Genomic DNA, 11,923 nt, shown 5'->3' with positions numbered 1-11,923 from the left:
GCACGGCAGCTCCGCCGCCAGGACTCGAACCTGAACTATCAGAACCAAAATCTGAGGTGCTGCCAATTACACCACGGCGGATCGTGCCTGGTCAGGATAGCGACATCGGAAAACCGCGCCAGTCCTGGGGTTGAGTCGGGTGTTTAGACGTCTCCCCAGGGGGCAAAACCTCCTGTACCGTAACTTACGGAAACGTAGGTAAGGCAGACCTTTGTAGGTTTTCCCAGGTAGGAAGAAGTGTTGCGCATGACATCCACTCCGGTCATGGAACCACCTCAGACCAAGGGCCCGAAGCCGGTCATCGCCGGTCAGCGAGGCGCCGGTGTTCAGTTCTCGGTCTACCTCGGCGTGATACTCCCGCTGGCCGCGCTCATCGCCGCCGTGCCATTCGCTTGGGGGTGGGGACTGAGCTGGGTGGACGTCGGGCTGTTCATAGCCTTCTACGTCATCAGCGGTCTCGGGATCACCGTCTCGTACCACCGCTACTTCACGCACGGCTCGTTCAAGGCCAAGCCGTGGCTGCGCGTGGCGCTGGCCATCGCGGGCAGCTTCGCGGTGCAGGGCCCGGTGATCACCTGGGTCGCCGACCACCGGCGCCACCACGCGTTCTCCGACCGCGACGGCGACCCGCACTCGCCGTGGGCCTTCGGCACCTCGCCGCTGGCGATCGCCAAGGGCTTCTGGCACGCCCACATGGGCTGGCTGTTCGAGCGGGACACGAGCAACGCCGAGCGCTTCGCGCCGGACCTGCTCAAGGACCCGGCCATCAAGAAGGTCGACGAGCTGTTCCCGCTGTGGACCCTGCTCACGCTGACCCTGCCCGCCCTGCTCGGCGGCCTGATCACCTGGTCGTTCTGGGGCGCGGTCACCGCGTTCTTCTGGGCCGGTCTGGTGCGGGTGTGCGTGCTGCACCACGTCACCTGGTCGGTCAACTCGGTCTGCCACATGATCGGCGAGCGGCCGTTCGCGGCGCGGGACAAGTCCGCCAACTTCTGGCCGCTGGCGATCCTGTCCTTCGGCGAGTCGTGGCACAACCTGCACCACGCCGACCCGACCTCGGCGCGGCACGGTGTCAAGCGCGGGCAGATCGACATTTCCGCCCGCGTGATCTGGGCGTTCGAGAAGCTCGGGTGGGTGCACAACGTGCGCTGGCCCACCCCGCAGCGGCTCGCCCGCCTGGCAACCGAATAGTCTCTCCGAGTGGCGGGACGACGTCGAGCGAAGCGTGAGGCCACCGGGGTGCGGCCTCCGGGGCCGGTGTCACGCGTCCGGATGACGGGCGCGGAACGCCGGCAGCAACTGCTCGACGTCGCCCGCAAGCTCTTCGCCGAGAAGGGCTTCGACGGTACCTCCATCGAGGAGATCGCCCACCGGGCCAACGTCTCCAAGCCCGTGGTGTACGAGCACTTCGGTGGCAAGGAAGGCATCTACGCGGTCGTCGTCGACCGCGAGATGCAGTCCCTGCTCGACCGCATGGTGTCCACTTTGTACGGTGGGCACCCGCGGGCGATGCTCGAGCAGGCGGCCGGCGCGCTGCTGTCCTACGTCGAGGAGTCGCACGACGGCTTCCGCATCCTGGTCCGCGACTCGCCGGTGGCCAGCGTCTCCGGCACGTTCTCGACGCTGCTCAACGACATCGCGATGCAGGTCGAGCACATCCTCGCGCAGCAGTTCGACGCCCGCGGCTACGACGACAAGCTGGCGCCGCTCTACGCGCAGGCGCTCGTCGGCATGGTCGCCCTGACCGGCCAGTGGTGGCTCGACGCGCGCCGCCCCAAGCGCGACGAGGTCGCCGCGCACCTGGTCAACCTCGCCTGGAACGGGCTGTCCCACCTGGAGCACAAGCCCAAACTGCGCCTGAACTGAGCGCCTTGCCGCGCCGAGTCGAAGGCACAGCGGCGCTGATCAAGCCGCGTGGCCGGGCAGCGCCGTCTCGTTGCGCAGCGCCCGCAGGATGTCCAGCTCGCGCTCGATGTCCCGGCGCTTGGCCTCCAGGCGCTCGGCCTGCTGGGCGAGCAACTCCTCCATCGCCCCCGTGCGTTCCTCGGGCGGGGCTTCCAGGCAGGGCAGCAGTTCGTTGATCGTGGCGCTGCACAGGCCGGCCGCGAACAGGTGCTGGATCAGGACGACCCGCTCGACCATCGAGCTGTCGAAGTCGCGCCACCCGCCGGGGGTGCGCTCGGAGCGGATGAGGGCCTGCTCCTCGTAGTACCGCAGGGACCGGGTGCTGACCCCGGTGGCGTCGGCCAGCTCACCGATGCGCATCAGGCCTCCTCCAGACCGTCCGACTCTTGCAATTGACACCGGTGTCAAGTTTCACGATAGGGGCCGCACACGCAACCCACCCCCGTGAAAGGACATCCGTCGTGCATTGGCTCTACCTCGGTGTCGCGGTCATCTTCGAGATCACCGTCGCCATCTCCGCGGGCAAGGCCCAGGGCTTCACCCGGCCCGGCTGGACCGTCGCCACGCTGGTCAGCGGTGGCATCGCCACCTACCTGCTCAGCCTGGCGCTGCTGACCTTCGACGTCGGCGTCGGCTACGCGATCTGGACCTCCGTCGCCGGCGTCGGGATCGTCGTCCTCGGCGTGCTCCTCTTCGGCCAGCGTCTCGACTGGCGCAAGATCGCCGGGATCGCCGCCGTCATCGCCGGCGTCGTCGGCCTCCAGCTGAGCGGGGTGGCCTGACATGTCGACCGGCACCGCCACGCGCACGAACACCACCACCCGCCGCGCCCGGGCCTGGCTCGTCCTCCTGCTCGCCGGCGTCTTCGAAATCGGCTACGCGCTGTCCGTGGGCGGCAGCCAGGGCTTCACCGTGCTCTCCTGGTCGCTCGTCGCGGTCGTCTTCTTCCTGCTGACGCTGTTCGCCCTGAGCCTCGCCCTGCGCACCATCGACGTGGGCATCGGCTACGCGGTCTGGGCGGGTATCGGCGCCGCCGGGGCCGCGCTGCTCGGCCCGGTCTTCTTCGACGAGACCCTCACCCTGGCCAAGGCGTGCTGGCTCACCGTGATCATCGCCGGTGTCGTGTGGCTCAAGCTCGCCGACCGGCCCCGATCGTGATGTCAGAGCCGTGTCAGCCTCGTGTCAGCACGGCCGGTGATCGTGGGACGCAGCAACCGCCACGAAAGGACATCCGGTGACTCAGACGGTTCCCATCCCGAACGGCCTGCCCACGGATCGCGACGCCGGCCCCTTCGACCCGCCCGGCGAGTTCACCCGCCTGCGCGAGTCCCGCCCGGTCTGCCCGCTGGTCTTCCCGGACGGCCACGAGGGCTGGCTCGTCACCGGCTACGACGAGGTCCGCCAGGTCCTGGCCGACACCCGGTTCAGCTCCCGCCTGGACCTCGGCATCATCCACGTGCCGTACCCGACCCCGGGCATGCCGCCGCAGACCGAGCCGTCCCCGCAGATGCCCGGCATGTTCATCTCGATGGACCCGCCGGACCACACCCGGCTGCGGCGCAGGCTCACCGGCGCCTTCACGGTCAAGCGGATGAAGCAGCTGGAAGAGCACATCAAGGAGATCGCCGAGCGGCACCTGGACGAGATGGCGCGCCTCACCCCGCCGGTCGACCTGGTCAAGGAGTTCGCGCTGCCGGTGCCGTCGCTGGTGATCTGCGAGCTGCTCGGCGTGCCCTACGAGGATCGGGAGACCTTCCAGCACAACGCCGCGCGGTTCATGGTCAAGGACATCGGGCTGGAGGAGAAGATCGCCGTGGTCGGCGCGCTGACCGGGTACCTGGGCGAGCTGGTCACCCTCAAGCGCGCCGAGCCCGGCGAGGACATCCTGTCCGACCTGGCCCGCCAGGACGACCTCAGCATCGAGGAGCTGACCGGCATCGCCTTCCTGCTGCTGCTCGCCGGGCACGAGACCACCGCCAACATGCTGGGGCTGGGCACCTTCGCGCTCCTGGAGCACCCCGAGCAGATGGCCGAACTCCGGGCGAACCCGGAACTGGTGCCCGGGGCGGTCGAGGAACTCCTGCGCTACCTGTCCGTCGCCGACGTCTTCTACCGCTACGCCACCGAGGACCTCGAACTCGGCGGCGAAACGATCCCGCAGGGGTCGACGGTGGTGGTCTCGCTGTTGTCCGCCAACCGCGACCCCCGGCGCTTCGACGAACCCGACGCCCTGGACGTGCACCGCAACGCCCGCGGTCACATGTCCTTCGGGCACGGCGTCCACCAGTGCCTCGGCCAGCAGCTGGCCCGCCTGGAGATGCGTGCCGGGTTCGGCGGGCTGCTGCGCCGCTTCCCGGACCTCCGGCTCGCCATCCCCGCGAACGAGGTGAAGCTGCGCACCGACATGAACATCTACGGGGTGCACGAACTGCCGGTCACCTGGTGAACTCGGCGATCAGCTTCCGGTAGGTGTCGAAGGCGGGCTTGCGGGTGTAGTCGTCCCGCAGCAGGCCGAACTGGTGGAACAGGCCGGGCTGGGCGCTGTCGGCGTCGCGCAGGGAGAAGTGGGTGTAGCAGCTCACGCCCGCGTCCGCGGCGGCCCGGACGACCGTCTCCACCACTTCGGCCTGCCGCTCGGCCGGTCGGTCCGGGCCGGTCGGCCAGCCGTGCTCGGTGATGTGCAGCGGGACGTCACCGAAACCGGCCGGCGCGAGGACGTTCTCGCGGTGGTGGCGCAGCAGGCCCGCCACCGCCGCGCCCAGCTCGGCCGGGCCGACCGGCCGGAAGACGTCCGGGAAGAAGTCCAGGCCGACGTAGTCCACCTGGCGCACGAACTCCGCGCCGCCTGCCTGCGCCAGATCCGCGATGAACGACGCGCCCGGCCCGAACAGCGGCGTGGTGTTGAAGCCGACCCGCAGATCGTGCCCGAGTTCCGCCGCCCGCTCCTTGGCCGCCGCGACACCGGCCACGATCGCTTCGATCACGCGCGGGTAGTAGCCGTCGAGCACCGGGTTGTCCGGCACGTTCGGCTCCTCGGCGATCTGCAGCGTGCCGGTGACCGCGCCGTACTGCTCGACCAGCCGCCGCACGAACGCGCGGTAGCCGTCCACATCACCGCTCGGCGACTGGTACTGCGCGACGAGGTCCAGCACGCGGCCGTTTCCGGTGTACCGCGCGGCTCCGGCCGGAGTGACTGTCGCGTGTGGACCGTCCGGAGTGGAGTCATCGAACCCGAGGTAGGCGCGCACGAGGAACGGTCCCCGTTCCCGCAACGCGGTGAGCGCCTGGGTGATCCGCGCCGGATCGTCGGGTGGTCCACTGGTCAGTTGGCCGGAGTCGGTTCCGGTGACGCCGCCGGGGTAGATGCCGAAGAGCATGGTCGGTCCTTTCACGGCCAGGTCAGTGAGCCGCCGCGGATTTCGGCGACGAGGTTCTCGACCCACGCGATCTCGGCGCGGGTCTGGTGGAGCGCGTACTCGGCCTCGATGACGTGCAGGCGCGGCACGCCGCTGTCCAGCACCGCGGCCAGCCGCTCCTGATCGGCGTCGGCCCGTTCGGACAACCGCCGCGCGCGCTCGGCCAGCGCGGCGACCGCGCCGTCGGGCCCGAGCGCGCCGACGTAGGCGATCGCGCCGAGGAACTCGGGGAACTCCCGCTTCGGCTCCCGGATCCGGCTGTCCAGCCTGCGCACCAGCTCGTCGCGGCCGGCGCCGGTGAGCGCGTAGACGGTCCGTTCGGGGCGGTTGCCGCTGCGCTCGGTGCCCTGTGGAGCGATCCACTCCGCCGCGGCCAGCGCCTCCACGACGTCGTACAGCGTGCCCCGGTTGATGGCGCTCGCGCTGCGCGTACGCAACTCCGTGAACACCTGGTACGGGTGCATCGGCGATTCGAGCAGGAGTCCCAGGACCGGGAGGACCAGGGGGTTGTCCAGTGCACGACGTGGCATGGTCGAAATCTACCATCAGAAATCGACCATGACAAAGTGCCCCAAGCTGCCGCCTGTGAACCCCCCGTTAGGGTCTGGACCAGCCGTAGACGGGAGGGCCATGAGCGACCAGGGGACCGACGAGGGTTACGCCCGGGGGCTGAAGAACCGGCAGATCAGCATGATGGCGATCGGTGGCGCGATCGGTACGGGGCTGTTCCTCGGCGCCGGCGCGGCGATCGAGACGTCCGGGCCCGCGCTGATCGCCTCCTACGCCGTCGCGGGCGCGGTCATCTTCCTGATCATGCGCGCGCTCGGCGAGCTGCTGATGTACCGGCCGGTGTCGCGCAGCTTCGTCGACTACGCCGAGGAGTTCGTCGGCCGCTTCGCCGGGTTCGCCACCGGGTGGGTGTACTGGCTGATGTGGGTGGTCACCGCGATGGCGGAGATCACCGCGGCCGGGATCTACGTGCAGTACTGGTTCCCGCAGGTGCCGCAATGGGTCACCGCGGCGGTCGTGCTGGGGCTGTTGTTCCTGGCGAACCTGATCTCGGTCAAGGTGTTCGGCGAGTTCGAGTTCTGGTTCTCCATGATCAAGGTGGTGACCATCGTCGGGGCGATCGTCCTCGGCCTCGCGGTCATCGTGTTCGGCATCGGCCCGGCCGGTGAGCACGCCTCGTTCGCGCACCTGGTGAGCGACGGCGGGTTCCTGCCGCACGGCGCGGGCAGCGCGCTGCTGGCGCTGCAGAGCGTCATGTTCGCCTACCTCGGCGTCGAGCTGATCGGGCTGACCGCGGGTGAGGCGGAGAACCCGCGGGTCGTGCTGCCCAAGGCGATCAACAGCGTCATGGTGCGGATCGGCGTGTTCTACGTCGGCGCGCTGGTCGTGCTGCTGTCCCTGGTGCCGTGGACGGAGTTCCACGAGGGCGAGAGCCCGTTCGTGCGGGCCTTCGACGCGGTCGGCATCCACGGCGCCGCCGGGATCATCCAGTTCGTCGTGCTGACCGCGGCGCTGTCGTCGTGCAACTCCGGCATCTACTCGACCGGCCGGATGCTGCGCACCCTCGCGGTCCACCGGTCCGCACCGGCCACGTTCACCCGGCTGTCGAAGCGGCAGGTGCCCGCGGCGAGCATCACGGCGTCCGCGGTCGTCATGGCGGCCGGCATCCTGATCAACGCGTTCGTGCCGGAGAAGGCGTTCGCCTACATCACCAGCGTCGCCACCGTCGGTGTGCTGTGGACCTGGGGCATCATCGTCGTCTGCCAGCTGCGGTACCGCCGCCGCAGCGACCGCGGCGAGCTGCCCGCGTCGGAGTTCCGCATGCCCGGGGCGCCGTGGACCGGCTACCTCGCGCTGGCGTTCCTCACGCTGGTCGTGGTGCTGCTCGGGTTCAGCGAGGACACCCGGATCGCGCTGTACGTCACGCCGGTCGTGGCGGCCGTCATCGCCGTGGGCTACCTGCTGAGCAACCGGTCCGCGCGCGCTAAGCAGCCGGTGTGATGCGCAGGACCTTGTCGTCGCTGCCGTCCGACGTGGTCACGTACAACGCGCCGTCCGGGCCGCTGCGCACCGCGCGCAGGCGGCCGTAGGTGTCGTCGAACTCGGCCGGCAGGTAGACCTCGGTGACCGCGCCCGCGGCGTCCAGGGTGAACATCAGCATCTTCTGGCCCTTGAGCGCCACGACGGCCAGCCTGCCGTCCAGCGCGCCCCACTGCGGCCCGGACACGAAGGCCGCGCCGCAGATCGCCTCGGTGATCTCCCCGGAGGTCCACAGTGGCCGGACGGCGTCCGGGAACCGCTGCAGGTCGGTCATCGGCACGTCCTCGTCGTAGGAGTCGACGGTGCCGCCCTGCGACGGGTCCCAGCCGTAGTTGCCGCCGGCCCGGATCAGGTTGATCTCGTCGTCGAACGTCGGCCCGTGCTCGCCGGCGAAGATCTGACCGGTGCCCGGCCGCACGGCCACGCCCTGGATGTTGCGGTGCCCGAAGCTGTAGATCCGCTGCTCGTCGGGGTCGGCCGAGGAGATGAACGGGTTGTCCGGCAACGGCGCGCCGGTGTGCAGGTCGATGCGCAGCATCTTGCCGCCGAGGCTGTGCCGGTCCTGCGACACGTCCGGCCGGGCGGTGTCGCCGGTGCCGACGAGCAGCGCCCCGTCGGCGGCGATCTCCGGGCGGCACCCGGAATGCCGGCCGCTCTGGTTGACCGGCAGCCCGGTCAGCAGGTCGCGCACCTTCGTCGCGCTGCGCTTGTCGGCCGACAGCGACCAGGTGACCAGCCGGATGTCGACGGCGCGGCCGTTCTCCTGGTGCGTCTGGCAGGTGGTGAACTCGCGGCTGGTGGCGAAGTCCGGGTGCACGACCATGCCCATCAGGCCGCCCTCGCCGCGGGCCCACACGTCGGAGAAGTCGGCGGCGACCTGGGTGACCGCGGTGCCCTCGATCAGCGCGAGCCGGCCCGGCCGCTGGGTGACGAGCATCGAGCCGTCGGGCAGGAAGCCGACGTCCCAGCCGTGCTGCAGGCCGCCGGTCACGACGTCCACCTCCAGCGCGAGGCTCCGCCCGTTGACCGTGGTGGGCGCGGCGACCGTGGCGGGGGTCGACGGCAGGTCCTGGGCGGGCGAAGACGAGCAAGCCGTGACGGCCAGTCCGGCGAGCAGTACGGCCCCGATGCGGCGCATGCGGTCATTGTGCCCGTTGTCCGGTGAAGTCCCGGTCTCGATCGTCTCCTCCTCGAGGAGGAGACGATGCGGCCGCGATGCCGAGGTGATCGGACGCCGGCGTTCCTAGCGTCAATGACATGTCCATCACCAGGGAATTCCTCCGCGCTCCAGCGCACACCGGCGCGATCGCGGCCAGCTCGCGGCGCCTGGCGGCGGCCGTGGTCGCCGGCATCGGGGTCGAGCGGGCCGCCCACGTCGTCGAGCTGGGGCCCGGCACCGGGGTGTTCACCGAAGCCCTGCTCGCGCGGCTGAGACCTGGCGCCCGGCTGACGGCCGTCGAGGTCAACCCGCGGCTGGCCGGTGACCTCGCCCGGCGCCACCCCGGCGTCGAGGTGATCACCGGCTCCGCCGAACACCTGGCCGGTCACGTGCGCGCCGCGGACGTCGTGGTGTCCGGGCTGCCGTGGTCGCTGTTCCCCGGCGACCGCCAGGACCGCGTCCTCGACCAGGTCGGCGAGGTGCTCGCGCCGGGCGGCCGGTTCGCGACCTTCGCCTACCTGCACGCCGCGTGGCTGCCCGCCGCCCGGCGGTTCGAGGCCGCGCTGGCCCGGCGGTTCGGGTTCGTCGGCCGCAGCCGGGTGGTGTGGGGCAACCTGCCGCCCGCGTTCGTGCACCGAGCGGCCGTGACGCCGTGATCGACGCCATCGCCACCCTCCCGCCCGTGCTGGTCTACCTCGTCGCGGCGGCGGTGATCGCCGCGGAGACCGCGCTGCTGCCGGGGATCGTGCTGCCGACGTTGTCCACCCTGCTGCTCGTCGGGTTCCTCGCCGGGCAGGGGACGGTGAACCTGTGGCTCGCGATGACGGTCGTCGCCGCGGCGGCCGTGTGCGGGGACCAGCTGGCCTACCTGGAGGGACGCCGGCTGGGGCGGCGGATCCGCTCGCCGCGCTGGCGCCGGGTCGAGTCACGCATGGCGCGCTACGGGGTGGTGGCGGTGTTCGCCGCGCGGTTCCTCGCCGGGGCGCGGACGCTGATGCCGCGGGTGGCCGGCGCGGCGGCGGTCCCGTACCCGCGGTTCCTGGCGGTGAGCGTGGCCGCGGCGGTGCTGTGGGTGGTGGCCGCGCTGCTGGTGGGCAAGGCCGGCGGGTCGCTCATCGCGTGAGGATGTGGGCGGTCTCGTCGTCGGCGGGCAGGAACGTCTCCAGCCGCAGTTCCGACACCGTCACGTCGACGGCCGTGGCGAACGTGGTGATCGCGGTGAGCAGCCGCATCTCGCCGCGCGAGGTGCGCAGGACCAGCGGCACGGCGAACCCGAGGTGGTCGGCGTCCAGGTTCGGTGGGCCGGGCAGGTAGCCCTCCAGCTCGGTGAGCAGCTCCGCGTGCCGGGGGTGCGGCGCCTTCGCCTGCTCCTGCCGGGGCCGCTCCAGGACGTGCCGGGCCCAGTCGTCGAAGTTTGCGATGCGGGGTGCCATGCCACGCGGGTGCAGGGCCAGGCGCAGCACGTTGACCGGCGGTTCGAGCAGCTCGGGCGCGGCGCCCTCGGTGAGGATGCCGGCGGCCTTGTTGGTCGCGACCAGGTCGCCGAACCGGTCCACCACGATCGCCGGGTACGGCTCGTGGCCGTCGAGGAGCCGTTCCAGCGCGTCGAGCACCGGCCGCAGCGCCGGATCGGACAGGTCGGTTTCCGGGTAGCTGGGGGCGTAGCCGGCGCTGAGCAGGAGCGCGTTGCGTTCGCGCAGCGGCAGTTGCAGCGACTCGGCCACGCGCACGACCATGCCGCGCCCGGGCACCGACCGGCCGCTCTCCATGAAGCTGACGTGCCGCTGCGTGGTGCCCGCGCGCAGGGCGAGTTCGAGCTGGGACAGGCGCCGCCGGGTGCGCCAGTCCTTGAGGGCACTTCCGAATGCCGTCGTCACCCCGCATGCTTACTCCCGGGAGCGCGCTGCCCGCCATTCCCCGCGGGGAATGACCGACTGGAGGTGCCGGTGTCCGAACGGTTCACTGACGAAGAGCTGGACTTCCTCCGCTTCGCGCGGTTCGGCGAGCTGCCGCCGCGCGTCCGGCCGGACGACCTGGTGGAGGTCGTGGAGACCGAGCAGCCCGACCTGCCGGTGCGCCAGCCGTTCGACCTCGGGCCGGGCGGCCCCGCCTGACCGGCGCGAACGCAGAACTCACCGTCCCGAACGCAGAACTCACCGTCCCGAACGCAGAACTCACCGTCCCGAACGCAGAACTCACCGTCCCGAACGTGGGACTCGCGCGCCCGAACGTTCAACTCGCGCCCCGCGCGAGTCCCACGCTCCTGCGCGCGAGTCCCACGCTCCTGCGCGCGAGTCCCACGCTCCTGCGCGAGAGTCCCACGCTCCGGCGCGCGAGTTCTACGCTCCTGCGCGTGAGTTCTGCGGTCGGGCGGCATTCCCCGGCGGGAATTGCCGCCATACCGCCGTGGCGGCGAGTCTCGGCGGCATGCAGATCGGACTCCTCCTGCCCGCCGGGCAGGCCCAGCTCGAAGCCGGCGGTTCCGTCGGCGACATCGTGGACATCGCCGTGCGCGCCGAGCGCCTCGGCTTCGACTCGGTCTGGGTGGGCGACTCGCTGTCGCGCGCCCGGGTCGAACCGCTCACCCTGCTCACCGCCGTCGCGCAGGCCACCGAAACCGTCCGGCTCGGCACCGCGGTCCTGATGCCCGCGTACCGCCACCCGGTGCAGGCCGCGCTCACGCTCTCCTCGCTCGACCTCGTCTCCGGCGGACGCCTGATCCTCGGCGTCGGCGCCGGCTTCCCCGGCCGCAGCGAGCACGAGTTCGACCTGGCCGGCGTGAACTTCAAGACCCGCTTCTCGCACCTCGACGACACCGTCGCGCTGTGGCGGCAGCTGTGGACCGGCAGCCCGAAGTCCTTCCACGGCAAGGTCCTGCACTACGACTGGCTGCCCGAGGTGCCGCGCCCCGCCCAGCCCGGCGGCCCGCCGGTGTGGCTCGGCGGCTTCACGCCGGCCGCGCTGCGCCGCGCCGGGCAGCTCTACGACGGCTGGCTGCCCTACCCGCCCGACCCGGCCGACTACGCCAGCGGCCTGGCCACCATCCGCGAGCACGGCCGCGACGTCACGCCCGCGCTGTTCGCGACCGTCCACCTCGGCGCGGGCACGGCCGCGCTGGAGGAGTACTGCCAGGCGACCTACCAGGCGCCACTCGACTGGGTGGGCCAGATCCAGGTGATGATCTCCGGCGGCCCGGACGAGCTGATCGCCCAGCTCAGGCGCTTCGTCGACGCCGGTGCGCGGCACATCCTGCTGCGCGTCGCGGCCCTCGATCCGCGGGTGATCGACCACCAGCTCGCGGGACTCGCCGAAATTTTGTCGCCCCTGCGACGTACCCTGGAACCCGAGAGCCCCTGATCCCTCCGTGAACCCGGGCAGGGGTGTGCCCGCGTGC

15 protein-coding genes and 1 tRNA gene are annotated in these 11,923 nt (G+C 71.1%); 10 read left to right on the top strand and 6 right to left on the bottom strand.

What is annotated here, in order from left to right; all coding sequences use genetic code 11:
- Positions 1-9: 9 nt before the first annotated feature.
- Positions 10-81 (bottom strand) — tRNA-Gln (locus L1857_RS32805).
- Positions 82-264: 183 nt separating this feature from the next.
- Between L1857_RS32805 and L1857_RS32800 the strand changes: the two genes are divergently transcribed.
- Positions 265-1,191 carry an acyl-CoA desaturase gene (locus tag L1857_RS32800; protein ID WP_369806788.1) on the top strand — a complete coding sequence of 309 codons (927 nt, stop codon included), beginning with the start codon at positions 265-267 and terminating at the stop codon, positions 1,189-1,191.
- Between the two features lie 81 nt (positions 1,192-1,272).
- On the top strand, positions 1,273-1,866 hold the full coding sequence (locus tag L1857_RS32795) for a TetR/AcrR family transcriptional regulator (RefSeq protein WP_094004581.1): 594 nt from the start codon (positions 1,273-1,275) through the stop codon (positions 1,864-1,866).
- Positions 1,867-1,905: 39 nt separating this feature from the next.
- Here the strand turns inward: L1857_RS32795 and L1857_RS32790 are convergent, their stop codons facing one another.
- Entirely contained in the window at positions 1,906-2,265 is a 360-nt protein-coding gene (locus L1857_RS32790) for a MerR family transcriptional regulator (protein WP_094004582.1), read from the bottom strand.
- Positions 2,266-2,366: 101 nt separating this feature from the next.
- Between L1857_RS32790 and L1857_RS32785 the strand changes: the two genes are divergently transcribed.
- The 3 genes from L1857_RS32785 (at position 2,367) to L1857_RS32775 (ending at position 4,351) form a co-directional block, all read left to right on the top strand.
- The gene (locus L1857_RS32785; protein ID WP_094004583.1) at positions 2,367-2,687 is read left to right on the top strand and encodes a DMT family transporter; all 321 of its coding nucleotides are present in this window, start codon (positions 2,367-2,369) and stop codon (positions 2,685-2,687) included.
- 1 nt (position 2,688) lies between these two features.
- Positions 2,689-3,063 (top strand): DMT family transporter, encoded by a 375-nt coding sequence (locus L1857_RS32780; RefSeq protein WP_094004584.1) that lies wholly within the window; start codon positions 2,689-2,691, stop codon positions 3,061-3,063.
- Between the two features lie 76 nt (positions 3,064-3,139).
- Positions 3,140-4,351 carry a cytochrome P450 gene (locus L1857_RS32775; RefSeq protein ID WP_116109456.1) on the top strand — a complete coding sequence of 404 codons (1,212 nt, stop codon included), beginning with the start codon at positions 3,140-3,142 and terminating at the stop codon, positions 4,349-4,351.
- Here the strand turns inward: L1857_RS32775 and L1857_RS32770 are convergent.
- A complete protein-coding gene (locus tag L1857_RS32770; protein WP_094004586.1) occupies positions 4,341-5,282 on the bottom strand; it encodes a hypothetical protein in 942 nt (313 codons plus the stop codon). The genes L1857_RS32775 and L1857_RS32770 overlap by 11 nt on opposite strands.
- Positions 5,283-5,293: 11 nt before the next feature.
- The gene (locus L1857_RS32765; protein ID WP_094004587.1) at positions 5,294-5,851 is read right to left on the bottom strand and encodes a PadR family transcriptional regulator; all 558 of its coding nucleotides are present in this window, start codon (positions 5,849-5,851) and stop codon (positions 5,294-5,296) included.
- 100 nt (positions 5,852-5,951) lie between these two features.
- Between L1857_RS32765 and L1857_RS32760 the strand changes: the two genes are divergently transcribed.
- Entirely contained in the window at positions 5,952-7,331 is a 1,380-nt protein-coding gene (locus L1857_RS32760) for an amino acid permease (protein WP_116109458.1), read from the top strand.
- On the opposite strand, the gene L1857_RS32755 is transcribed toward L1857_RS32760, so the two are convergent.
- Positions 7,315-8,508: a PQQ-dependent sugar dehydrogenase gene (locus L1857_RS32755; RefSeq protein ID WP_116109459.1), complete on the bottom strand. Its 1,194-nt coding sequence runs from the start codon at positions 8,506-8,508 to the stop codon at positions 7,315-7,317. The two genes, L1857_RS32760 and L1857_RS32755, sit on opposite strands and share 17 nt — an antisense overlap.
- 119 nt (positions 8,509-8,627) lie before the next feature.
- Between L1857_RS32755 and L1857_RS32750 the strand changes: the two genes are divergently transcribed.
- Both L1857_RS32750 and L1857_RS32745 read left to right on the top strand, forming a co-directional pair.
- A complete protein-coding gene (locus L1857_RS32750) occupies positions 8,628-9,185 on the top strand; it encodes a class I SAM-dependent methyltransferase (protein ID WP_094004590.1) in 558 nt (185 codons plus the stop codon).
- On the top strand, positions 9,182-9,652 hold the full coding sequence (locus L1857_RS32745; protein WP_115944301.1) for a DedA family protein: 471 nt from the start codon (positions 9,182-9,184) through the stop codon (positions 9,650-9,652). The genes L1857_RS32750 and L1857_RS32745 overlap by 4 nt, the downstream gene beginning before the upstream one ends.
- On the opposite strand, the gene L1857_RS32740 is transcribed toward L1857_RS32745, so the two are convergent.
- On the bottom strand, positions 9,642-10,406 hold the full coding sequence (locus tag L1857_RS32740; protein ID WP_094004752.1) for a helix-turn-helix transcriptional regulator: 765 nt from the start codon (positions 10,404-10,406) through the stop codon (positions 9,642-9,644). The two genes, L1857_RS32745 and L1857_RS32740, sit on opposite strands and share 11 nt — an antisense overlap.
- 69 nt (positions 10,407-10,475) lie before the next feature.
- On the opposite strand from L1857_RS32740, the gene L1857_RS32735 reads away from it, so the two are divergent.
- Together L1857_RS32735 and L1857_RS32730 are read left to right on the top strand one after the other, a co-directional pair.
- Positions 10,476-10,643 (top strand): hypothetical protein, encoded by a 168-nt coding sequence (locus L1857_RS32735; RefSeq protein ID WP_167481462.1) that lies wholly within the window; start codon positions 10,476-10,478, stop codon positions 10,641-10,643.
- 313 nt (positions 10,644-10,956) lie between these two features.
- Positions 10,957-11,886: an LLM class flavin-dependent oxidoreductase gene (locus L1857_RS32730; RefSeq protein WP_094004591.1), complete on the top strand. Its 930-nt coding sequence runs from the start codon at positions 10,957-10,959 to the stop codon at positions 11,884-11,886.
- The last annotated feature ends 37 nt before the right edge of the window (positions 11,887-11,923 follow it).

It is taken from the genome of Amycolatopsis thermalba, from assembly GCF_023376025.1.
Classification (GTDB): Bacteria; Actinomycetota; Actinomycetes; order Mycobacteriales; family Pseudonocardiaceae; genus Amycolatopsis_E; species Amycolatopsis_E thermalba.
Note: the sequence above shows the minus strand (reverse complement) of the source record. Positions and strands in the feature narration are given on the sequence as shown.

Bases quoted from the DNA above. Each gene is read 5' to 3' on its own strand.
- L1857_RS32800 (WP_369806788.1), top strand. From the start codon at position 265: ATGGAACCACCTCAGACCAAGGGCCCGAAGCCGGTCATCGCCGGTCAG.
- L1857_RS32795 (WP_094004581.1), top strand. From the start codon at position 1,273: ATGACGGGCGCGGAACGCCGGCAGCAACTGCTCGACGTCGCCCGCAAG.
- L1857_RS32790 (WP_094004582.1), bottom strand. From the start codon at position 2,265: ATGCGCATCGGTGAGCTGGCCGACGCCACCGGGGTCAGCACCCGGTCC.
- L1857_RS32780 (WP_094004584.1), top strand. From the start codon at position 2,689: ATGTCGACCGGCACCGCCACGCGCACGAACACCACCACCCGCCGCGCC.
- L1857_RS32770 (WP_094004586.1), bottom strand. From the start codon at position 5,282: ATGCTCTTCGGCATCTACCCCGGCGGCGTCACCGGAACCGACTCCGGC.
- L1857_RS32765 (WP_094004587.1), bottom strand. From the start codon at position 5,851: ATGCCACGTCGTGCACTGGACAACCCCCTGGTCCTCCCGGTCCTGGGA.
- L1857_RS32760 (WP_116109458.1), top strand. From the start codon at position 5,952: ATGAGCGACCAGGGGACCGACGAGGGTTACGCCCGGGGGCTGAAGAAC.
- L1857_RS32755 (WP_116109459.1), bottom strand. From the start codon at position 8,508: ATGCGCCGCATCGGGGCCGTACTGCTCGCCGGACTGGCCGTCACGGCT.
- L1857_RS32750 (WP_094004590.1), top strand. From the start codon at position 8,628: ATGTCCATCACCAGGGAATTCCTCCGCGCTCCAGCGCACACCGGCGCG.
- L1857_RS32730 (WP_094004591.1), top strand. From the start codon at position 10,957: ATGCAGATCGGACTCCTCCTGCCCGCCGGGCAGGCCCAGCTCGAAGCC.